Origin of the sequence: Bradyrhizobium sp. 170 (assembly GCF_023101085.1) — a bacterium.
In the GTDB taxonomy this organism is placed as follows: Bacteria; Pseudomonadota; Alphaproteobacteria; order Rhizobiales; family Xanthobacteraceae; genus Bradyrhizobium.
Genome location: NZ_CP064703.1, coordinates 3,569,509 through 3,591,046, shown reverse-complemented (window position 1 = coordinate 3,591,046; position 21,538 = coordinate 3,569,509). Strand labels below are relative to the sequence as shown.

Below are 21,538 nucleotides of genomic sequence, written 5' to 3'. Positions count from 1 at the left end.
CCAACATCATTCGACGTTCCATTCTCGCGGGACGACGGGATAAAGATACTCCGCACGGCCTGCGGACTTACTTGAGCGGGTAAACTGCCGGAGCACCGGCGCTGTTGGCACATTCGATCGCGATTCGCCAAGCTGAGCCTTTTGCCAATCATGCGCGCAGGCTCCGGCTTGGACGCGGAATTCTGATAATCTCGCCTACCAGGCCCCCCGCGTGCTCGACTTAAGATCGAATATTATTCGATTTTCCTAGGGATTAGCCTGTGAATATGCTCGAATTGGGCGAGCAATCCACTTATAGTCGCGTCAAAAGAGTATGTGGGGCATTTGTTGTGGGGCGGTCCGGCCGGAAGAGCCAGCTCGCTCTACGACATAGTACAATCGGAATTCTTCTCCGTATCCATTTGATCCTTCGTGTAGATATCCGACGCCTCCCATAGACGAAGTAGCTCTCGATCGGACCCGCGGTGCTCTCGAGCACGTCAGATGTCGGGCGAGCGTGAGTTGCCGGGGATTTCTAAGGGCGAACCATGCTGGAGCGGATCCAATCAGAGAACGCGGTGAGCGGAACCGTAAGAATTGCCTGTACCACGGCCGATAACGTCAACGTCGCCTTCTACCAAAATGCGGTGCCGATCATCCGGGACCTCGCGGTCGAAAACGCGCTAGGCAGCGACCTAACTGGAATCTCGGTCCATCTCACCTCAGAACCGCCGTTTCTCACGCCCGGGGTCTGGCGGATCGAACGCATCGCGGACCAAGCCGTCCACCATATCCGCAGTCTCGATCTGAAGCTTGATCCTGCCTTTCTCGCCGGCATCAACGCCTCACGGCGCGGCGAACTCCGCATCCGGGTCGAAGCGGCGGGGACCGTGCTCGCCGAGGAAGCCGTCGAAATCAATCTGCTCCCGCCCTCGCACTGGGGTGGCGTCAGCTCGGCGCCGGAACTGCTGGCGGCCTTCGTCAGGCCGACCGATCCCAGCGTCGACGTCGTCCTGCGCGAAGCCTCCGACAAGCTGGCCGCCGTCGGTCGCGACGAGGCCATGGACGGCTACCGCAAGGGCACCAAGGCCCGCGCCTGGGAGATCGCCGACGCAATCTGGGCGGCGCTGGTGTCGCATTCGATCGCCTACGTATTGCCGCCCAAGAGCTTCGAGCGTTCGGGCCAGATGGTCCGCGGCCCCAGCGATATCCTTTCACGCAAGGTCGGCACCTGCCTCGATCTCACGCTGCTGTACGCGTCCTGCCTCGAACAAGCGGGCCTCAACCCGGTTGTTGCGCTCACCGACGGCCATGCGTTTGTCGGCATCTGGCTGGTGGATGAGGATTTCTCCGGGCTCGTCGTCGACGACCCCCAGATATTGCGCAAGCGCGTGCAGCTGGAAGAAATGGTTGTGGTCGAGACGACCCTGCTGACGGGTGCACACCCGGCGCGCTTCAAGCAGGCGGTCGAAGCGGCCAAGAAACTGATTGCCGAAGACGCCGCCTCGCCGTTCGAACTCGCCATCGACGTGCGCCGTGCGCGAAGTGCTAAAATCCGTCCTCTGGACCTGTCGAGCTCGGCCGAACCGGCAATCCGGCCCGTCACCGACACTGCGACCATCGCGCAGGAAGCCGGTGAAGTCCCACATTTCGAAGAGGATCTCGACAAGCGTCGCGAGCCGACAACCGAGAAGAATCTCGACAGGCTCGAGATCTGGAAGCGCAACCTTCTCGACCTCTCGCTGAAGAACCGATTGCTCAATTTCAAGGATTCGAAATCGACCATCGCAATCGAGTGCCCCGATTGCGCGATGCTCGAGGACAGACTCTCCGATGGCGACCGCTTCAAGCTGCTCGGCAAGACCACCGTGCTCGACGGCAGCGACGGACGCGACACGACACTGCTCGCCGACCGGCAGAACGAGGACGCGCGCAAGGATTTCATTCTCGACGCGATGAAACGGGGCGACCTGCACACGCACATCGCCGACACCGAATTGGAGGGCCGTCTCACCGATCTCTATCGGGCTTCGCGGCTCGCTTTCGAAGAAGGCGGCGCAAACATCCTCTATCTATGTCTCGGCTTTCTGAAATGGACGCCTCAGGACGGTGCCGGACCCTACCGGGCGCCGCTGATCCTCGTACCCGTACAGCTCGAACGCAAGAGCGTCCGCTCCGGCTTCCGTCTTGCACTTCACGAGGATGAAGCACGTTTCAATCCCACGCTTTTGCAGATGCTGAAGCAGGATTTCGATCTGTCGATGCCGGAATTCGACGGCGAACTTCCGCAGGACGCCTCCGACATCCACGTCGCCGGGATCTGGAAGACCGTCCGCCGCCACATCAAGAGCATTAAGGGCTGGGAAGTCACTGAGCAGGTCACGCTCGCGACGCTGTCCTTCACCAAGTACCTGATGTGGAAGGATCTCGTCGACCGCACAGATTTGCTCAAGCGCAATCCCGTCGTGCGCCACCTGATCGATACCCCGACCCACAGCTACGATGGGTCCGGGGCGGGCTTCATCGATGCGCGAACTATCGACGAGATCGTCGACCCGGTCGAACTGTTCGCGCCGCTCTCGGCCGACTCCTCGCAGATCGCTGCCGTCGTCGCCGCCCAGCGCGGCGCGGACTATGTACTGTTCGGACCGCCCGGCACCGGCAAGAGTCAGACTATCGCCAACGCCATCACCAACTGCCTTGCACACCAGAAGACGGTGCTGTTCGTCTCGCAGAAGACCGCGGCGCTCGAAGTCGTCAGGCAGCGGATGCAGGCCATCGGGCTCGGCAACTACTGTCTCGAGGTACACTCGACCAAGGCTCAGAAGTCGAGTGTGCTGGAGCAACTCGCGACCGCCTGGCGTGAGCGCAATCTCGTCACTGAAGAGCATTGGTCGACGGCCGCCGATGACCTGAAGAAGAAGCGCGACCAGTTGAACAGGCTGGTCTCGGCGCTGCACCGAAGGCGCGCGAACGGCATGACGGCCTACGAAGCTTTCGGACGTGTGGTCGCGGATCGTGACCGCCTCGCCGACATCGAACTTACATGGCCGGCCGGAACGGTGCATTCGCCGGAGCAGCTCGCCAGGATGCGCGAGAGCTGCATGGACATACGCACCGCGCTGGAAGCGGTCGGCGACCCGTCCGTCCATCCCTTGCAGGGTATAGAGCAAACCCACTGGACTCCAGCATGGGCGCAATCTTTGCAGCTGGCGGTCGATCGCCTGCAGGCGTCGCTGCAGCAAATGAAAGAGGCGGCGGACGCTCTCGTCACCTCCCTCGGACTGAACGAGGTCGCAGATGACAGCGTGTTGCCGCAGCTCATCAAGCTCGTCGCGCTGATGCTGAACCCGAACGCTGCAGATGGCGTGCTGCTACTCACCGAGGAGGCTCCGCAGCATATTCGCGTGCTGACCGCCTTGGCTGGCGCGATCGGGCGCATCCGCGACAAGGCCTCCGAACTGGCAGCCGATTATGATCTCAAAGCGGCGCGGCTCGACCTGTCGACCCTGCAGCGGGAATGGACCGAAGCCTGCGCGTCCAACGTGCTGGTACGCAGTGGCCGCAAGAAGAAGGTACGACTTCATCTGCAGCCCTACTGCTCGGACGATGTGCCCGACGACATCGGACGCGACCTCATCGTTTTGCAAGACCTTTGCGATCTGCTTCGCGGGCTGGAAGCCCTCAGGCCACATTTCCGCGGTATCGAACGATTGTGGCGCGGGCTGGAGAGCGACCCGGCGCGCATCCAGGCCCTGATCAAATGGGCCCAGGACCTGCAAAGTGCGGTTGACGCCTTCCAGATCGACGACGTGCCACCAGAACGGATCACCGCCCACGTCACCGCCCTCCTCACGCAGGACATCTCGCGCTTCCGTGCAGGCGGCCAGGTACGCAGGGCGTTTGACACCATGCACCAGGCTTTCCCAGCTATGCATCAGGCGGCGAAGGATGTTGGCACGTGCGTAGGCCTCGATCACCCTGAAGAGATCATCCAACTGGAGCCCGGCTGGATCAACGGGTTGCAGGAACGGACGGCCCGGTGGAAGGCCAACATCATCAAGGCTCCGCAATGGGCCACATGGCGGGCGGCTGCGAAAACGGCCCGAGCTGCCGGACTTTCACCGCTCGTGGATGCCGTTGAAGATGGCCGCTTTGCGCGCGACGAGCTCGCCGGTGCGTTCGACTACGCCTATGCGCGTTGGGTTGCAGAAACCATCGTGAACGAGGACGATGTGCTGAGCGGGTTCCTTGCAGAGAGGCACGAGGCCGTGATCGAGGCTTTTGTCGCCGCCGACAAGAAGGTCTGTGAACTCGCCAGGCAGATCGTCAAGGCGCGGATCGGTGCCTCCGTGCCGACACAGACCAGTTTCGGCAAGGATCCGGAATGGGGAACGCTGGCTCGGGAGATCAACAAGAAAGCTCGGCACATGCCGCTTCGCCAGCTCTTTGGGCGGATCCCGAACGTGATGACGCAGCTTGCGCCCTGTATCATGATGAGCCCGCTGTCGATCGCGCAATACCTGCCGGCTGAGGCCAAACCGTTTGACGTCGTTATCTTCGACGAGGCTTCGCAAATCCCCGTCTGGGACGCCATCGGGGCCATCGCTCGCGGCAGCCAAGTGATCGTCGTAGGCGATCCGGAACAGCTTCCGCCGACTAGCGTCGGGCAGCGCGGCGTCGACGACGAAGAAGATGACGGTTCGACGGTGCAGAGCCAGCAAAGCATCCTCGACGAATGTCTCGCCTCTAACATCCCGAGCATGCGACTGTCGTGGCACTACCGCAGCCGCCATGAGAGCCTGATTGCGTTTTCGAACGCGAAATATTACCGCGGCGAACTGATGACCTTCCCGTCGCCGGTGACCCGTGACACCGCGGTTCGCTATGTCCACGTCGAGGGCGGCATCTACGAACGCGGCGGCGCCAAGGTAAACCGCAAGGAAGCCGAAGCGGTCGTCGCCGAGGTTGTCCGACGCCTGAAGACATCGACCAAATCGATCGGCGTCGTCACCTTCAACGGCGACCAGCAGCGCCTGATCGAGAACATGCTCGACCAGGCGCGACGAAGCGATCCCGCACTGGAGCCCCATTTCGACAAACACCAGACGCGCGAGCCAATTCTCGTCAAGAACATCGAGAACGTTCAGGGCGACGAGCGCGACGTCATCATCTTTTCGGTGGCCGTCGGCCCCGATAAGACAGGCCGCATTACGGCGCAGATCTCCTCGCTCAACGGCGAGGGCGGTCACCGCCGGCTCAATGTTGCGATCACCCGTGCGCGCAGCGAGCTATTGGTGTTCGCGACACTCCGTCCCGAGCAGATCGACCTCGGGCGCACCAGTGCCAAGGGGGTGGTGGACTTCAAGCACTTCCTGGAATTCGCCGAGCACGGCGCGCGCGCCATCGCCGAGGCTTTCTCGCCGACCGGTCGCGGAACGGAATCGCCTTTTGAGGATGCAGTAATGGACGCGCTGCAAAAACGCGGGTGGGAAGTTCATCCACAGGTAGGCGTTTCGTTCTTCCGGATCGACCTCGGCGTCGTGCATCCGGATTTTCCTGGCCGCTATCTCGCCGGCGTCGAGTGCGACGGTGCCACTTATCACCGCTCGGCTACTGCGCGCGATCGCGACCGCCTGCGCGAGATGGTTTTGACCGACCTCGGCTGGCGCATCCGGCGCATCTGGAGCACCGAGTGGTGGATGGACGGCTCGTCGGCTGCGGAAAAGATCCATACGCGCCTGACAGCCGATCTCGAAACGGACCGCGCATCGCGACCATCGGCCACCTCCCCGGAAGAGGCCATCGACACTGGTGCACTGTCGGCCATGGAGGAGATCTCGGTCAGCGCTCAAGATGGGTCGAAAACGGTCGTACTTTCTGACGAGGAGGCGAACTCGGCTCCTCCCATCGAGCACGATTCGCAACACTCGCAGCCGCTTCCCCCTGCTCCCGCAAACGACAGCGAGCCTGACGAGGAGCCAAGGATCTACGCGCGCGGACCGACGTCGGCTGCAGCGGACCCTGCCGCGATGCCGAGCACCTACACGAGGGCTGACCCCAGCACCGTCGCGGCCCCCGACCGAGAGCGCTTCTACGACGTTGCCTACCGCGGCAATGTCCGCAACATGATTGACCATGTAGTCGAAATCGAAGGACCGATCTATTTCGACGTTTTAATCGACCGCATCGCGCGCGCCCACGGCTTCCAACGTTCGGGCGAAACGGTGCAACGGATCATCCGGGCAGCGCTTGGGCAAGGCCGTTTCCCCACAACCCGGGACGGCGATCGGGAGATCGTCTGGCCTCAAAACGCAGCGCCCGGAACCAAGTCGCCCTACCGTGGCGGTAGCGGCCGCGAGCACGGTGACGTGCCGTTGCCCGAATTAGCAGGCCTTGCCGATGTCCTTCGTGCAGAGGGCCTTGAGGAGAATGAAGATCTGATCCGCGGCATGCAGGAGCACTTCGGACTGGGACGACTTGCGATCTCCACACGCCAGCGCTTCGAAGCGGCCATCATATCAGCCTCAGGTACCGCATCGGCATGAAGACGATCAGGCGACACTCATTTTGCGGAACCAGCGCAGCGTGCCGGAACGGACGATGACGTACAAAGCCCCCCTGATCATCGGGAGCTTTTGAATTCGGGGCACCAGGCCCAAGTGTGAGACTCTCTGAGTGGGACTTCCAAATTGGATGCGGGCCTCGGTGAGGACGCGGTACGGCACTCACTCCGCCATACCGCGGCTACTTGGCAAATGCAGGAAGGCGCCGACTTGTGCGAAGCTGTTGGATAGCTCGGCTTGACCGTCGAGCGGCATCAGCAAAACTACGACAGGGTTCAGGTCGCTATAGGCGCTCTAAATTTCGGCTGCAGACCAACCGCACCAGTTTCGCACCAGAAACGACCTTGCCGAGTCACAACGAACGCGATCGGATACAGACGAAACCGCAGCAAAATCAACGAAGCTGATCGATATCCTGCCGCTCATAACGGTCTGGTTGAAGGTTCGAGTCCTGCCGCACTACCCAGGGAATCGGTAGATCGACGATTTCAGATTATCACACCAGAACCCCCTCCTCGTCCTGCAAGAATTCGGGAATGGGTCGCCTAGCGGAGTGAACTCGCAGTCGGTCTCTGCCACAAGGATAGGGAGACATTCAGATATCGAACATTTATGGAACACGCCGACTGACTGATAAGCGTTGTGTAATTTGCTTATCAGTTGGCAACCCGGAGACTGGAGGCATCGGATGGCAAGCATCTCCTTTTAGCTAGTGATTTATGGCTGGCAAATGACATAACCGGCAGCCCCAACTTCTGCGCAGGCCGAGAAGAAAGACGTCAGCAACCAATAGAGCTGAACAAAGTGCGCAGTCGGACGCTTGCCGCTCTTGATATCGGCGAATGCGTTTTCGACAACTTTCTTGCTTAACGACGACGTAACAATTGAGACGCGCTTGAACACTTCTGGTGAATTGCGCAGCCTCACGAGATGCTTTTCAATATCTGATCTCGGGCCGCCGCGTATAACACGCGCGATAGCAGTTACTTTGTTACTATTCTTGTAAGGCTCTTTCTCCCAGCTGTCGAATTTGGTGTCGATCGCAGCTTTGGGAAGAGCGAGACGGCCGAGATTCTTTTCAGCTTGGCTCACACTGATATGGAAGGCGCCAGCGCCTAACGATAGTTTGCCGTGCTTTGCGTGATAGAACGTTATCGTGGGTGGAGCGCCCTTGGTATTCATGCCGATAAAATCGGCCCATTCGTCGCCGAGGTCGTCGCAGATCAATATATCGTCTGCGGCAGCGATCGTGCTTTGCACTTGACCGAAGACCGAACCCGCGGCGAACTTCGTTTGGTTCGCGCGAAAGCGTCCCTTCTCGCTTGAAACCTTCTTCAAGCTATCCTCGGGAAGGAGATGGCCAAGAAACAGTGCGCCACCATCGCGCATCACGTTGTCTTGGAAAAGCTCGCCGTTCACATAGGCGATATTGATGTCGTCAAAGAGGATAAGGAAAAGATTCTCGCGGTCGAGATACATCTTCAGCGCTGTTTGCTGATCGCCGTCGGCCCCCTGATCGGCAGGCGCGACGTAAATCCCATCGGTTTTGGGCAGGGCAAGGGTCGATAGGCCGATGCGAGTTTTGCCCCATCTTAGCGAACCAAGCTCGGCCGCGCCCGGGCCGTCAAGGATCCGAAGGGCGTCGCGCGCTCCCTCGACCACGAACTCCTGATCAAGCGCCTCCAAAATCTCGTTGGCTTCCCGGACCGTCAGTTCGCGGAATTTTCCCGACCGCTCCTTGTCGAACAGCTTGATGAGCGGTGGCTCCGACAATAGTCGATCCCTTATCTCCGCCACATCGATTGCCAGATTTGTTGGATTGGTAGCGGTTGGTAGCGACGCCAGGTCTACCAGACGCGCAAAGTTTGCGATGAAAGGTGCAACGTCGCCGGCATCACGTGCAAGCTCAGTCATGACTTCAATCGACCAATCGACCGCGGCTTTGTAGCCGGCTCGGTCTGAGTTCTGCGCGATGCGGCCGGTGTTAGGCGTCGCCGTCAGCCGTGTGCTTCCACGTCGAACACGGTATCGCTGGCTGATATAGCGGCTAGCGCTTGCCATCGGCATCGCATTTTCCAGATCATCGGCTTCCAGGGTCTTGCTGCGCAGCGCTTGCCGTGAGGTTGTCATCAGACGCAATCGCATGGATTCAAATTTGGCGCCGGCCGTTGCAACGGCCCGTTCTACGTTGCCGGCTTTTATTCGGCCTAACCACTCGCCCTTGAACAGTGCCGGAACTTCCAATGCGGATTTGTGGATGGCAACAACGTCGCCATGTTCGACGACGAGCATGAAGCCATGAACGCGGTCGGATATGCCGGCTTCTTCGGCAAGGAACACGGTTTGGCGGTCATAGGGAAAGCAAATAGCCGAGTACTTCTTGCCCTTATGGACCTTGCGTACAACTCGGAATAAAGGCTTTCCCGCGTTCTTTACGGTGGCGGGAAGCGCGTCAAATAAGCTCTCGATGGCGGCGTCGTTGAGAGGTTTCGAGCGCAAAAAGAATTGCGCGGACCAGTTAATCACCAGCTGTTCGATCATGGTTGATCCCCCGGGCCATTCTATCGGCGCGCGAGGGGTAATCTAGGAAAAATCCTACGTTGCGGCCACCATAGATGCGTGGCCCGGGTTGCGGTGCGGGATCCGCTCGGCATTCATACGCCGGGCAACTCTCTGAGTTTGTTGAATGCTCGTGCGATGGCCGCCCACAAGCGGGTGGTCCACGGCCGGCGTTTCGCGTCAACGGTCGCGTGGCGAGCAATCTGATTGCGCATGACTGATGATGCCATGGCGGCAGAGAAAGCCGGCAACCATTGCACCTCGCCAGCGGTGATAAAATAATGCGCCTTGCATGGCGCATCGCAGACGGCGATCGACGGTTTGACGGTGGCCATGCCGCGTTCAGACGAGACATGATGACTGTCTGGCACGAGCAACATGACCCGGTGTCCGCACCCGCATGCGCACAGGAGAGCGGCAACCTCGAACTCCGGGCTGTGATACACGACGCCTTCACTGAGCTGCTTGGGTATGCGCTCGACAGCCTGATAGGTGAAGGTCACTCCGACCGTCCTTTCGAATCGATCTCAAGCAATGCGGTATCGAAGACGTAGCTCGTAGCATCGTCCAGGCGATCAAGAAGCAGAAAATGCTGCTTGAACCTGATGACGGCCATTATAGCGTTGAAGGCGTTGAGCTCGGTGATCTGAGGCTGTTTGCGGTATTCGTCATCCTTGGCATTCTCAGTTGGCAAATAAGCTGAGTGGACATTGGTTTCGAATGCCTTGCGATCGGTGCCAGTGATGCGAACGAAGCCGCTGAGGCCGACCGTAGATCGATTGAGGCCCATGCCGCAATCGACATAGGGTATGCCTTTTGCGCTCAGCCAATCGACGATGAGCAGGCGGGCCGGCCCGTCATCGACCGAGACAAAGACGAAATCAAATTCGGCTAGGCGCTCGATATTCTCCGAGGTGATGCGTTCGGGTATCGGATCGATCCCGGCGTGCCAATGACCATATTGCCGCGCCAAGGCGTCGACCTTCAGCCCCTTGATGGCGCCGGGGATGAAGCCCGGCACCCGAAAGATCGTATGAACATGCACTTTATCGTCGTCGAACAGCGCAATCCGCTCCAGATGAGTTCGCGCGATGAAATCGAGGATGTAGGCGCCGGTGCCGCCGAGCCCGATGATGGCGGCTTTCTTACCGCGCAGCAGAGCCGAGATGTCGTTGATGTGGTATCGCGCGGACATGGTGTCGGGAAAACGAAGGGGGCTGCCTTGCGCCGCCGCCTTGACCGCGATGCCGCGCAGCGGCGTGGCATCCGGGAACGCGGCAAGGGCCGGTCCGGTTATCGTGTCGAGATAGGTCTGCGTCTTCTCCTCAAACGAAAGGTAGTCGCGGGCGACGCCGTCTTCATTCAGCAGCTTGAATGAAAACGAGCAATCGGTAATGAGGTCCGGCGCGACCGTCACGCGGTCCGGGCCGCCGCCAAGACGCAGCTGGCGCTTGGCGCCGTCATGCGGCCGGCTGCCTCGCCACCACGCTTGGTGGTGCTTCGGCTTGTCGATGACGGCGTCAAGCAGATCGACCGGACACGCCCAGTCGCCGTGCTGAAGCGCGGCGTCCTGGTCGAGGTACGGCAGGCCGTAGATGACGAGATACCCGCCGACGAAATCGACATGGTAACCGAGTTCGTCGAGGTCTTTGATGAACGGGTTATGACTCGCCAGTTCCGGCAACCCTAAAGCGCATGCCATCTTTCACTTTTACCTTCTCGGTTGGAGCCAAGGTGCCGCTCGGGTTCTCCGCGGGGCCGTGCGAATACTTGATCAGGTACTCATTGGAGGGCTTGCCGCCGTCGCCGAGGTAGAGTTCGACCACCTGGGCGTACGAGATGTGCTTCTTCTCGACGTCATGTTCGTCCGTGTTGACGAAGATCGAGAACGCCTTCTGGCTGTAGAAGTGCTCGTCCTCCTTCAGATACACGCGGGCATCGTCGCGCGGCACCAGCTTGTCTTCCTCATCGTCGCTGACCTCACGGTAGAGCTTCTCGTGTTTGGGCACCTTGCCCAATTCGTAGAGAGCCTCGCCCGTGGTGGGATTCGGCGACTTGTAGGCCTCCCGGTTGATATGGATGCGCACCAGGTGCGCGGCGACATCGACAGACATTTCAACACCTTCCCGCCTTAGTGGCGCTTGCGTTAGGCCCTACCGGGTGACATAGTGGTGTCCGACCAGACAACAGTCGGGCTTCAAAAAACACCCTCTCTGGTCTTAGCGGCCAAAAAGGGCGTGTTGTCTGTACAGACAACATATGGGGTAACGGACAAACTTTGTCAAGGAGGTCGGATGCCGGAGACGGCGCTAGGAGTTTGGCTCAAGGGCCTAAGGGATCGCCGGGACCTAAGTTTGAGGGATGTCGCCGACGCCAGCGAGGTCGACCACGCCTACATTTATCGCTTGGAGACCGGCGCTAAAGAGGCGCCCTCCGAGGAGGTCGTTAACAAGCTCATTATAGCCCTCACGCCCCCGAGGCGGGACGCGGATATCCTCCGCTTTCTGGCCGATCATGCAGATGTTGACGTGAAGCTGATCGAATTTGTGCGCGCGGACCCCAGCGTGACCTTCGACCAATTTCGCATGCTCACAACCGTCGTGAACCGTGGCGCACGGCCCAACTACGCGACGTCCCTCGAACGCATCCGCCAGATTATGGGATAGGACCATGATGGACGAACTCACGATCGTACTGAAGGCGCGGGAGTTCGTCGGCCGCTGCGGCCCGTCGGCTCTTCCGGTCTCTGTCGAGAGTTACGCGGCCGAGATCGACGGCGTCATCAAGATCAAGGAGCTCGAAGAGAAAGAGGATGCTTGGTCCTTTTACGACACCGATGGCAAGTTCCACATCTGCGTGAACTGCGCGCATAATTCGCGGCGCCAAAGATTCAGCGTCTGCCATGAAGTAGCTCATGTGGCGCTGGGAATCGGCGCCGATCATGCCGGTCCGAGTTGGAGTTATTCCCGCCGGCCGCCGGGCGAGGTTGCTTGCGACGTGTTCGCGGCCGAGCTGTTGCTTCCCTACAAACTCTTTAAGCCCCGCGTTGACACGGCGGAGATGGGGTTCGCGTCAATCAACGCCTTGGCCGACGAATTCGAGGCGTCGCTCATCTCCACCGGTTCACGGTTCGCTACGTTCTCTCGCGAATTATGCGCCTTTGTTCTCTCCGAAGAGGGCAAGGTCCGCTATAGCGCTCGATCGGCCCAGTTCAGGGAGGCCAAGGCCTGGATCCAGCCGGGATCGCCGCTACCCGTAGACTCCTACAGCGCACGCGTTCGCGCCGGGGAAAGGTTGTCGAGCCCTGAAGAAGCAGAACCCGGGCAGTGGTTCGAGAATTGGGAGCGGGATGGATCGCTCTACGAGGACACAATCCATTTGAGCCATTGGGACCAGACGCTGACGCTTCTCTGGTTTGGCGATGAAGAGCTTCCGCCGCCTCCACCGGAGCGAAAGCGGTGGGAAGAGGAAACGCAGGGCCTGCGCGAGCTTGATGGCGTTCTGCCTTGGCCGGGCCGCAGCAAAAAACGAAGATAGTGAAGTCGGTCTGCCGAATTAAGTCGTGCAGCAATCTGCCCATGCCTGAAGCTAATTCCCCTTAGCCCCGGCGCATCGCACCGAAATGACGCGAGTCAAACGGACTTCGACGGAGTGATAAGCTTTGCTCGAAACCTTATCGGTCAGCGAACTGACTCGGACCAAGTCCGCCGACTGACCTGTGCTACATGACCGCGCCAAATGCGTCATCAGGCACGGCGCCTATCGCGCCATTCATCCCTGTCCCGAGTAGATCAAATTCCTCTCCCGGTTGCATCTTGCCACGAACACCCTATTCTGATGCAGAATCTCGGGGGCTTCCATGGGCGCTGACTACTTGAAGGATTACAGGACCTATCCGGGGATGGTCCGCTGGTTCAATCCCATCTTACTCCTCAAGCTGTTGAACAACGTGGTCACGTCAGCAATGTTTGGCCAGTACGCCGACCGTCGCCTCATGATCGCCGCGCTCGATACAGTCCCGCCTGAAAAGCATTTGGAACGTGCGACGGCCTTCGTCGATGAATTTAGTCCTGAAGGGACCGGGCCCGTATGGTTCGACTTCGTGGCCGACCTCGGCGATGGTTTCGACAGCACCTTCGCGGTCGCATGTCTGCTTGCCCGCAAGGAATGTGAAGTCGAGGGGAAGAAACTACCACGCGGTCAGATGCTCATCATGGGCGGCGACGAAGTCTATCCGCTGGCTAACGCGCAGACCTACCGCAACCAGCTGTTCCAACCTTATCGGTGGGCCTTCCCAGACCCCGACCGGAAAGACCCCAACGGGGTACCGTTGTTTGCCATTCCGGGCAACCACGACTGGTATGATGGCCTGGTGCAGTTCCTCGCGTACTTCACGCCGACGCGCCCCACCCACTTCGGCGGTTGGCGCACCCATCAGAAGCGAAGTTATTTTGCGATCCAGCTTACAAAGACCTGGTGGCTTTGGGCGATGGACATTCAACTCGCCGAAGACATGGACCAGCCGCAGGCCGACTACTTCGAGATGATTGCGCGGTCGAACGAGCTGCTGCGCGGCTCGCGTATCATTCTCTGCACAGCGGAGCCCGGCTGGCTTTATACCGACACCAACACCAACTCCTGGGAAATCGTCGATTACGCCCTCCGCATCATCAAGAGAGCCGACAAGCAGTTGACCATCCCGCTTCTTTTGTCCGGCGATACACACCACTACAGCCGCTACCAAGCAGTGGATGGCACGCAATTCGTGACCTCAGGCGGCGGTGGCGCATTCCTCCATCCGACCCATCAACTCGAAAAGTATGTCAGCGTTCGCTGGAACAGTCGAAAAGTGAGGCTGACCCTCGCCGACAAAGCGACGGAGGTTCAGGACACCGAGCAAGCCACAGCAATCAAGCAACCTGAGGTGCCGCCAGCGCAGGGCTCAACGGCCAAACAGGCGCCGACCGCCACCGAGCCCGCCGTGTATCCCTCTATCAGAGTTAGCCAGGACCTTCTTTGGCAGAACATCTGGTTTGCTTTCAAGAACTGGGATTTCTCGATACTAATGGGGCTGGTCTACTTCGCCGTCGGCGTTCTGATCGGCCTGCGGGACGAGATAGACGCGTACATCGCAGTCGCCCTGATCATCGGCAGCGGAATCATCGCTTATACGACCGATCAGGAGAAGGTTTCGCTCGGGGAGATCTTTCGAACGTGGCGAATCCGCCGAATCAGACCTGACGAGTTCGACGCCTTGGCGACCGAGAAGCTCTGGCTTCAATTCCAGAAAGCCATGATCGTCATCGGGACAAGCCTTGTCCACATCACCGCCCACGTCGTCACGGCGATCCTCGCGGCACGCTGGTTTACAGCCTGCAACGCCGAGCATTTCACGCTTGCGGGTGAATGGTACAGCGTCTGGACGTGGGTGAGCCTCCTCCTCCTCGAAATGGGGGCTGTCGGTTTCCTGTTCGGAAGTACCTATTTCGGCCTCAACATGCTTCTTACGTGCCGCTGGCTGCGCATGAACCGCAACGATGCCTTCAGCGCGCTGCGCATCGGCCGATACAACAATTTCCTACGCTTGCGGATTGAAGGCGACGAGGTCCAGGTTCACGCAATCGGCCTGGAGAATGTGCCGCAGCGCGACGACTGGAACGACAATCAAAAATATGAGATTGGCAATCCGGACGAGCCGCGGTGGGTGCCTTCGAAGCCACTCGCTCCGCACCTCATCGAAACATTCACAGTGTCTGGGAAATCCGGTCCCGCTTAAACCGGCTCACGTGGGGGTTCGGGGGACAGAAAGCTGCAGCCCATCTCGCCGGAGGTCACTACAGTTGGCCTTGCGTGGATGCATAAAGACAGCAAGGGCTTCAACGTCCTGCTGACTGCGATGCCCGTAAGCCGCACGGTCGTGGCTCGCGAACCGCGCGCCCCCGATCACAATTGAGTCATTACATCGCGGCCAACCCCGCCGACTTTACGCTGCGACTTTCCTCCTGTCGCTTCCACGGCGCTTCCACGAACGACATTTCGGGCCAAAATCCGGACAGCAAAAAGCCCTTGAAAACGATGCGTTCTCAAGGGCTTAAAACTTGGTTGCGGGGATAGGATTTGAACCTATGACCTTCAGGTTATGAGCTTGACGAACCAGTGATCGCAGGTACTTTTGTTGGTATCGCCAGAAAAGTCGCTGATATTCCTCTTTATTCACAAAAGGATAAGCTGTTCTTTCAATGCCGGCCAGGGACAGATCGCGGCAATGAAAGCGGAAGAGAATTCCAGCAGCTGGTTCTCGATAAGTGCGACCGGAATCGAATCGCCGACGCCCGCGGGAATCGAATTTCAATGCCCGGCGGCGATCGCCCACCGTCCGAACCGCGAACTGGTAACCGCACCAGTTTCGCACCAGAAACGACCTCACCGAAACGCAACAAACGCTATCGAACGAAGACGAAAACGCAGCAAAATCAACGAAGCCGATCGGTATTCTGCCGCTCATAACGGCCTGGTTGCTGGTTCGAGTCCTGCCGCACATATCGGGAAATCGCCCGCGCTAGATTTTTGACTAGTCTCCTTCACCCTGCGGCTCTGAAGGCGCCATTACTTCGTACGCTTGAACGTCGCGTGATAGCTCGCCACTAGGTGGGCTTCTTTTCTGCTCAGCCTTCCAGGGTGTTCTTTTAGTCAACCGCCAACTGCGGCTGCCCAGCTGAAGTCATAATGAGCGCTCAACAACTTCATCGCGACAACCGCGACGAGAACGCAGATGATTTGCAACAACGTTCTGGTCGAGAACACTCTGTTGAAGAGCGTCATGATGCCGCCTTCTAGCGCTGGTGACCGAGCCGGATTCCAAGCTTGAGCGCCTTTTGGCGGAGTGAGCCTTCGGAGCGCTTTGTGAGCTTCGCAATTTTTGCAACCGGAGTCTTCGCTTTCGAATGAGCGCGCAGCTCCTTCACGTCAGCCTTTGTGTATTCGCGACGCACAGGTTTCTTCTTCGTAGCCGTCTTCTTTGCCTTCTTCGCCACTTTTAGCTCCTCGATTCGAGAGTGGGCGTACTAGCACAGCCGCATTGAGGCGCAACTCTCCATCAGTTGGCTCTAATATGCTGGTCCGATGTGTGTGCCTCTCTCAGCAGATGCGGCCGATAGGGGCGAAGAAATTGGGAAGCGAGAACCTTTCCTTTCATTCGCTTTGGTATCCAATTGTGCCACGCATTTTTGACAACCATTTTGCTTCGGCACGGCCAATTGCATCATGTGGGGGATGATCACGTTTTCCGATGCGCTCTTTAACGGCGGCTGTACAAGCTACGCAAAGGAGGCGCGTGAGGTTGTCGCCAGGTCGAGGACAAGGGCGACGCGACTAGCCACGCCGTTGTGGCCCGCAAACGATAAGGGGCTTAAGTGATGAACGAGTTCGGGCAGAAGGGAAAGGTACCGCTCTCGGAACGGCTGTCGGTGTCACCAGAGGAGGCAAGCGCCCTCACCGGGATCGGGCTGACCTCCATTCGCGAGGCGATCAGCAGCGGTGATCTCAAGGCCAAGAAGCACGGGAGGCGTACGATCATCCTGCCAGACGATTTGAGAGTATGGCTCAAAACGCTGCCGGACGCCCGCAAGTCGATTGAAGTAAGCCCCGCTTAACGTCTTCCGAATGACGTACTGGCGCGTTGGCGAACTTACCGTTCTTCGACATCGAAGACGAACATCTTGTGAAGTGCGATCTTTGGGTTGGCCGCTTGAACTGGCCGACTGGTTCTATGTCAGTTCAAGCTGGCTTTGGATTGCCGCTTTTTTACCAAATAGGAGCGGCGATGCGCCGCCTTATTCCTTGGCGCCCCATCCCGCCATTACCGTCTTGTAGCAAGTCCGTGTCGATCATTTTGGCCTTGGGCGAGTGGGTCGCTTTCCGAGCGATTGCACTGCTTCAACGAAGCCGGGCATGAACTCGATCACGTTCAGCCCTTTATTGAGCCCAGCCGTCCATCGATGGGCTTGTGGAGCACTTTGGCAGTGTCGCATGGCCGCAGCACACGGTGCACATTCCGCTGGTCGCGATGACCGCCGACAAGGGGGCAGCGGTCACCGGCAGCGCGAGTGGCGAGGTCTCCGACACGTTCGCGTTTACGATTTGGTTGCACAAGGAAGCGGTGATCCGCGCCCTTTCAGTCGAGCTGGACCAGTGCGACTATGCGAATGCGCTGACGCAGCAACAGCGTGAGGTCCGCTTGAGCGAGATTGGGCGTGACCGGCTGCGCGCCGAGCGGGAGGAAGCCGCGCTGGTCTGGCACGCGCAGGCGCAAGGCGATGCCATCGAGCACCGGTCCGACGAGCGACACGCCGGCGTCGAGCACGTCGTTGTCATCACACGATAGGGGACAGGCGTCAGGCGTCAGGGGCAAGGCCGTAGGAACGCCGTACAGCGCGCCGGAAGCGCGGGGCTAAGGACGACGAGGGCCAGCCGTCGCCAGCGCACAGGCGGTCACGCGCGTCGCAGGGACGCGGCGCAAAAGCGGTAAGTAACCGGACCAAGCAAAATGAAGAAAGCCCTTTAACAATGGGCACTTCTTCGATTGCGTCACGGACAAAGCATTCGTGACGGGTTGCATCGTTGAAAATCAACGACTTAGACGCGCGAAAAAATCGGTAATAAATCGGTAAGCGATCGGAGGGGCAAAGTCACTAAACCCCTATTTTTATAGGGTTTCAACGTATCCCGTCACGGATCATGTATCCGGCGCCACGGATCGTATGCAGCAAGGGCCGCTCAAAGCCCTTGTCGATCTTGGAGCGCAGCCTCGAAATATGCACATCGATCACGTTTGTCTGCGGATCGAAATGATAATCCCAGACGTTTTCCAGAAGCATGGTGCGCGTCACCACCTGGCCCGCGTGCTTCATCAAATATTCGAGCAGCCGGAATTCGCGCGGCTGCAGCGTCAATTCATCCTTGCCGCGCGCGACCCGATGCGAGAGACGGTCGAGCTCGAGATCGCCGACGCGGTAGGTGGTCTCTTCGGCCGGACCGACGTTGCGGCGCGACAGCACTTCGACGCGCGCCTGCAGTTCGGCGAATGAATAGGGTTTTGGCAGGTAGTCGTCGCCGCCGGCGCGCAGGCCCTTGATGCGGTCGTCGACCTGGCCAAGCGCGGAGAGGATCAGGACCGGCGTGCGGTTGCCCTTGTCGCGCAGCGCGCCGATCACGGACAGGCCGTCGCGCTTGGGCAGCATGCGATCCACTACGAGCACATCGTAATCGCCGCCGTCGGCCATCGACAGGCCCTCCTCGCCATCGCTGGCGAGATCGGCGACATGGCCGACTTCGCGGAACGCCTTGACCAGATAGTCGGCGGACTCGCGATCGTCTTCGATGATCAGCAGGCGCATTTGGGAGGCAGTTGCGGTCACGGGAATGGGCTTTCTCTCACCATGGCGCGGTCGCCCTGCACATGCAAGGCGACCGGCTAACCTCAAAAGAATGGGATGACTTTTCTTCGAAAAATCATCCCATTCTATCTTTTTGTCCGAGCATGAACTTTTCGGAAAATCGGTCTCCGCTTTTCCGGATCATGCTCCCAAGTGGAAAAAGCGGGCGGTGAAGCTGGGGGACCTCACCGCCCTTAGGCCCTTCCGACGGAGGGGGGCGTATTCCGCAAGAAGGTTGCCTGAGGGAGCGAGTTTTGGACCCGCTCCCCGGAAGGAGACGTCGGCGGGGGCGACGAATGCCGGCGAAACCCTCCATCTGATATCTAGTCCTCGTTTAGCCCTTCGCCAGCGGCACCGCGACAAAGCGCGACGAACCGCCGCTCTTCACGCGCATGAGAACGCTGTTCTTGTTCTCGGTGCGGGCGGCGTCGATCGCCTCGCGCACCTCGCCGGCACTGGCGACGCTCTTGCCGGCAACCTCAAGAATGACGTCGCCTTCCTTGAAGCCGCGTTCGGCCGCCGCGCTCTTCGGGTCGACCTCGGTGACCACGACGCCTTCCCTGCCGGCGCCGGCCACGCTGTTGGCGGGGGCAACCGTCAGGCCGAGTTTCGGCACGCCGGTTCCCTTGGTGGCGCCACCCTTGTCTTCCTTATCGGTGTCGGCCTTGGCCTCGATCGTGTTCGGCAACTGGCCGAGCGTGAGGTTGATGACCTTGTCCTGGCCCTTCTGCAGCACGTTGAGCTTGACCGCATTGCCCGGCGCGAGACCGCCGATGGTGCGGGCGAGTTCCTTGGCGTCCTTGACCGGCTCGCCATTGACGGCGGTGATGACGTCACCGGACTGGATACCGGCCTTCGCTGCCGGGCCATTGGCCTGCGGTTCCGCCACCAGCGCGCCTTCCGCCTTCTTCATGCCGAGGCTGTCGGCAATGTCAGACGTCACCGGCTGGATCTGGACGCCGATCCAGCCACGGCTGACCGAGCCCTTGTCCTTGAGCTGGGCGATCACGCTCTTGACCGTCGAAGCGGGGATCGAGAACGCGATGCCGACGCTGCCGCCGGACGGCGAATAGATCGCGGTGTTGACGCCCATCACTTCGCCATTGGTGTCGAACGCCGGACCGCCGGAGTTGCCCTTGTTCACGGGCGCGTCGATCTGAATGAAGTCGTCGTACGGGCCGTTGCCGATGTCGCGGCCGGAGGCCGAAACGATGCCGGCGGTCACGGTTCCACCGAGGCCGAACGGGTTACCGACGGCGAGCACCCAGTCGCCGATCCGCGGCTTGCTATCGGAGAGCTTGGCGAACGGGAAATCCTTGCGGCCCTCGACCTTGATCAGCGCGAGATCGGTGCGCGGATCGGTGCCGATCACCTTCGCGGTGTAGGTCTTGCCGTCGTCCATCGTGATCTCGACCTTGTCGGCGCCGTCGACCACATGGTTGTTGGTCACGGCAAAGCCGTCAGGCGAGATGAAGAAGCCGGAACCCTGGCCGGTCACCGGGCCACGGCCGCCACGCGGTCCGCCGCGCAGGCCCGGAGGCAGACCATCCGGACCGCCGAAGCGACGGAAGAAGCGCTCCATCGGCGACCCCGGCTGGAACGGCGAGTCCTCGTCCTTGTTGGCGCTGTCGTCACCCTTCGTGGTCTTCTCGGCGATATTGATCTTGACCGAAATCACCGACGGCTTCACGCGCTCGACAATGTCGGCGAAACCGATCGGCCGCTCGACCTTGCGGACTTCGGTGTTGACCTGCGCGTGCGCCGCGCTGGTGAAGACATCGACGGGGCCCTGCTGCGGCGAGAAGCCATAGACGGCGGCGCCGAGGCCGGCGACGACGGAAGCCATCAGCGCGAATTTGCGCGCGGAGAACAGCGAACGGCGCGGCGCGCCGTTGGACGGTAGCAAGGAAAGATCGACGGGACGTTCGGTCATGTTTCTAAAATCTCCAGAGCCTGATTTCGACGGTGCGGGGGCTGGGCACCTGACAGGACGGAAGATGGGGTTCGTCGCCTTACCGCGCGCTGGCTAGGGAATTAAACTTTTGTAATGCGCAGGCTTATGGCTGCGGCAGAATAACGCAGGCAATCAATGGCTTAGCAAAGGCTCAAGTCGCGTTCTTGGCGCCTAAACGCCCCTCTCTGGCCGGGAAAAACGCCATCGGCTCGCACGGACCGGAACGGGAAGAAGCGGCGCGTGGAAACGCGGCCATCACATCGCGTTCCGCCCGGCCCCCTCAGCTCTTCTTCATCTTCAGCCTGCCCATGAAATCCCGCTTGCCCAGCGGCACGCCATTGGTGCGCAGGATGTCGTAGGCGGTGGTGGCGTGGAAATAGAAATTGGGCAGCGAGAACGACATCAGAAAACCCTCCGCCGTGAACGGCAATTTGTGCTCGCCGAGATGAAAGACGACATCGCGGCCGCCGAGCGCATTGACGGCCTCCGGCGTCCACGCCGACAGCGCTTCCTGGGTTTGCGCGATCAGCCCCTGCAATCCGGCATAGTCGTACGGCGTCTTGAACGAGGGCGGACGAAATTCTCCGCTCTGCACGGCCTCGATGGCGCCGCGGGAATGCTGGGCGACGGAGATGATCTGGAAACGCAACGGCAGCATGTCCGGCGCCAGCCGCGCCTCGACCATGGTTTCCGGATCGATGTTCTGTTCGCGAAAATAGACCAGGCCGCGCTCGAGGAAACCGCCGACCGCGCCAAGCGTCTGCAGATAATTCGCGACAGTGGCGTCGTAGAGTGAAAAGGCCATGTTCGTTTCCCCTGAGCGTTACTTATAAGATGTCATATCGGAAACTGGCGCCCTTGCAATCGGCGGACATTAGCGTTTCCGGACGAAATTGGTGCCGGTGTTCGGGTGCTGGAAAACGCGTCAATGCCAAAGATGGAACTCGGTTCTGATGCAATCAGAACCGAGCAGGTTCAAAGCTTCCACCCTCCGGCAGAACCGATATCGGCTAGCGCCTTCGCGGCGGTTCGCCGCCGGAGCCAAA

Annotated in this window: 16 protein-coding genes; 7 read left to right on the top strand and 9 right to left on the bottom strand. The window is 59.8% G+C overall.

The annotated features are described in order from the left end of the window. The first annotated feature begins 557 nt into the window (after positions 1-557). The gene (locus IVB05_RS16545) at positions 558-6,527 is read left to right on the top strand and encodes a DUF3320 domain-containing protein (protein ID WP_247785546.1); all 5,970 of its coding nucleotides are present in this window, start codon (positions 558-560) and stop codon (positions 6,525-6,527) included. A gap of 735 nt (positions 6,528-7,262) precedes the next feature. Here the strand turns inward: IVB05_RS16545 and IVB05_RS16540 are convergent. The 4 genes from IVB05_RS16540 to IVB05_RS16525 all read right to left on the bottom strand — a co-directional run bounded on the left by IVB05_RS16540 (position 7,263) and on the right by IVB05_RS16525 (position 11,218). After that, a complete protein-coding gene (locus tag IVB05_RS16540) occupies positions 7,263-9,086 on the bottom strand; it encodes a hypothetical protein (protein WP_247785543.1) in 1,824 nt (607 codons plus the stop codon). A gap of 113 nt (positions 9,087-9,199) precedes the next feature. Beyond that, positions 9,200-9,607: a DUF6527 family protein gene (locus IVB05_RS16535; protein WP_247785542.1), complete on the bottom strand. Its 408-nt coding sequence runs from the start codon at positions 9,605-9,607 to the stop codon at positions 9,200-9,202. Further along, a complete protein-coding gene (locus tag IVB05_RS16530) occupies positions 9,604-10,806 on the bottom strand; it encodes a ThiF family adenylyltransferase (protein ID WP_247785540.1) in 1,203 nt (400 codons plus the stop codon). The genes IVB05_RS16535 and IVB05_RS16530 overlap by 4 nt, the downstream gene beginning before the upstream one ends. Then, positions 10,766-11,218, bottom strand: coding sequence for a multiubiquitin domain-containing protein (locus tag IVB05_RS16525; protein WP_247785538.1), 453 nt, complete (start codon positions 11,216-11,218; stop codon positions 10,766-10,768). The genes IVB05_RS16530 and IVB05_RS16525 overlap by 41 nt, the downstream gene beginning before the upstream one ends. A gap of 180 nt (positions 11,219-11,398) precedes the next feature. Here IVB05_RS16525 and IVB05_RS16520 point away from each other — a divergent pair, with 180 nt between their 5' ends. The 4 genes from IVB05_RS16520 to IVB05_RS16505 all read left to right on the top strand — a co-directional run bounded on the left by IVB05_RS16520 (position 11,399) and on the right by IVB05_RS16505 (position 15,675). Next, positions 11,399-11,770 (top strand): helix-turn-helix transcriptional regulator, encoded by a 372-nt coding sequence (locus IVB05_RS16520; protein WP_247785535.1) that lies wholly within the window; start codon positions 11,399-11,401, stop codon positions 11,768-11,770. Positions 11,771-11,774: 4 nt separating this feature from the next. Beyond that, on the top strand, positions 11,775-12,641 hold the full coding sequence (locus tag IVB05_RS16515) for an ImmA/IrrE family metallo-endopeptidase (protein ID WP_247785532.1): 867 nt from the start codon (positions 11,775-11,777) through the stop codon (positions 12,639-12,641). Positions 12,642-12,963: 322 nt separating this feature from the next. Further along, complete coding sequence (locus IVB05_RS16510; RefSeq protein WP_247785530.1) at positions 12,964-14,880, top strand: metallophosphoesterase; 1,917 nt, start codon at positions 12,964-12,966, stop codon at positions 14,878-14,880. 399 nt (positions 14,881-15,279) lie between these two features. Then, positions 15,280-15,675 carry a hypothetical protein gene (locus IVB05_RS16505; RefSeq protein WP_247785514.1) on the top strand — a complete coding sequence of 132 codons (396 nt, stop codon included), beginning with the start codon at positions 15,280-15,282 and terminating at the stop codon, positions 15,673-15,675. 119 nt (positions 15,676-15,794) lie between these two features. Here the strand turns inward: IVB05_RS16505 and IVB05_RS43510 are convergent, their stop codons facing one another. Together IVB05_RS43510 and IVB05_RS16500 are read right to left on the bottom strand one after the other, a co-directional pair. Next, on the bottom strand, positions 15,795-15,926 hold the full coding sequence (locus tag IVB05_RS43510) for a hypothetical protein (protein WP_256473341.1): 132 nt from the start codon (positions 15,924-15,926) through the stop codon (positions 15,795-15,797). An 11-nt stretch (positions 15,927-15,937) separates the two neighbouring features. After that, a complete protein-coding gene (locus tag IVB05_RS16500; RefSeq protein ID WP_057848204.1) occupies positions 15,938-16,138 on the bottom strand; it encodes a hypothetical protein in 201 nt (66 codons plus the stop codon). A 381-nt stretch (positions 16,139-16,519) separates the two neighbouring features. Here IVB05_RS16500 and IVB05_RS16495 point away from each other — a divergent pair, with 381 nt between their 5' ends. Next, positions 16,520-16,756 carry a helix-turn-helix domain-containing protein gene (locus IVB05_RS16495; RefSeq protein ID WP_247785511.1) on the top strand — a complete coding sequence of 79 codons (237 nt, stop codon included), beginning with the start codon at positions 16,520-16,522 and terminating at the stop codon, positions 16,754-16,756. 392 nt (positions 16,757-17,148) lie between these two features. After that, on the top strand, positions 17,149-17,487 hold the full coding sequence (locus tag IVB05_RS16490; RefSeq protein ID WP_247785508.1) for a hypothetical protein: 339 nt from the start codon (positions 17,149-17,151) through the stop codon (positions 17,485-17,487). Positions 17,488-17,818: 331 nt separating this feature from the next. On the opposite strand, the gene IVB05_RS16485 is transcribed toward IVB05_RS16490, so the two are convergent. The 3 genes from IVB05_RS16485 to IVB05_RS16475 all read right to left on the bottom strand — a co-directional run bounded on the left by IVB05_RS16485 (position 17,819) and on the right by IVB05_RS16475 (position 21,297). Beyond that, on the bottom strand, positions 17,819-18,499 hold the full coding sequence (locus IVB05_RS16485) for a response regulator transcription factor (RefSeq protein ID WP_247786714.1): 681 nt from the start codon (positions 18,497-18,499) through the stop codon (positions 17,819-17,821). 373 nt (positions 18,500-18,872) lie between these two features. Next, positions 18,873-20,471: a Do family serine endopeptidase gene (locus IVB05_RS16480; RefSeq protein WP_247785506.1), complete on the bottom strand. Its 1,599-nt coding sequence runs from the start codon at positions 20,469-20,471 to the stop codon at positions 18,873-18,875. Positions 20,472-20,772: 301 nt separating this feature from the next. Beyond that, positions 20,773-21,297 carry a DUF1993 domain-containing protein gene (locus IVB05_RS16475; RefSeq protein ID WP_247785496.1) on the bottom strand — a complete coding sequence of 175 codons (525 nt, stop codon included), beginning with the start codon at positions 21,295-21,297 and terminating at the stop codon, positions 20,773-20,775. Between the last annotated feature and the right edge of the window lie 241 nt (positions 21,298-21,538).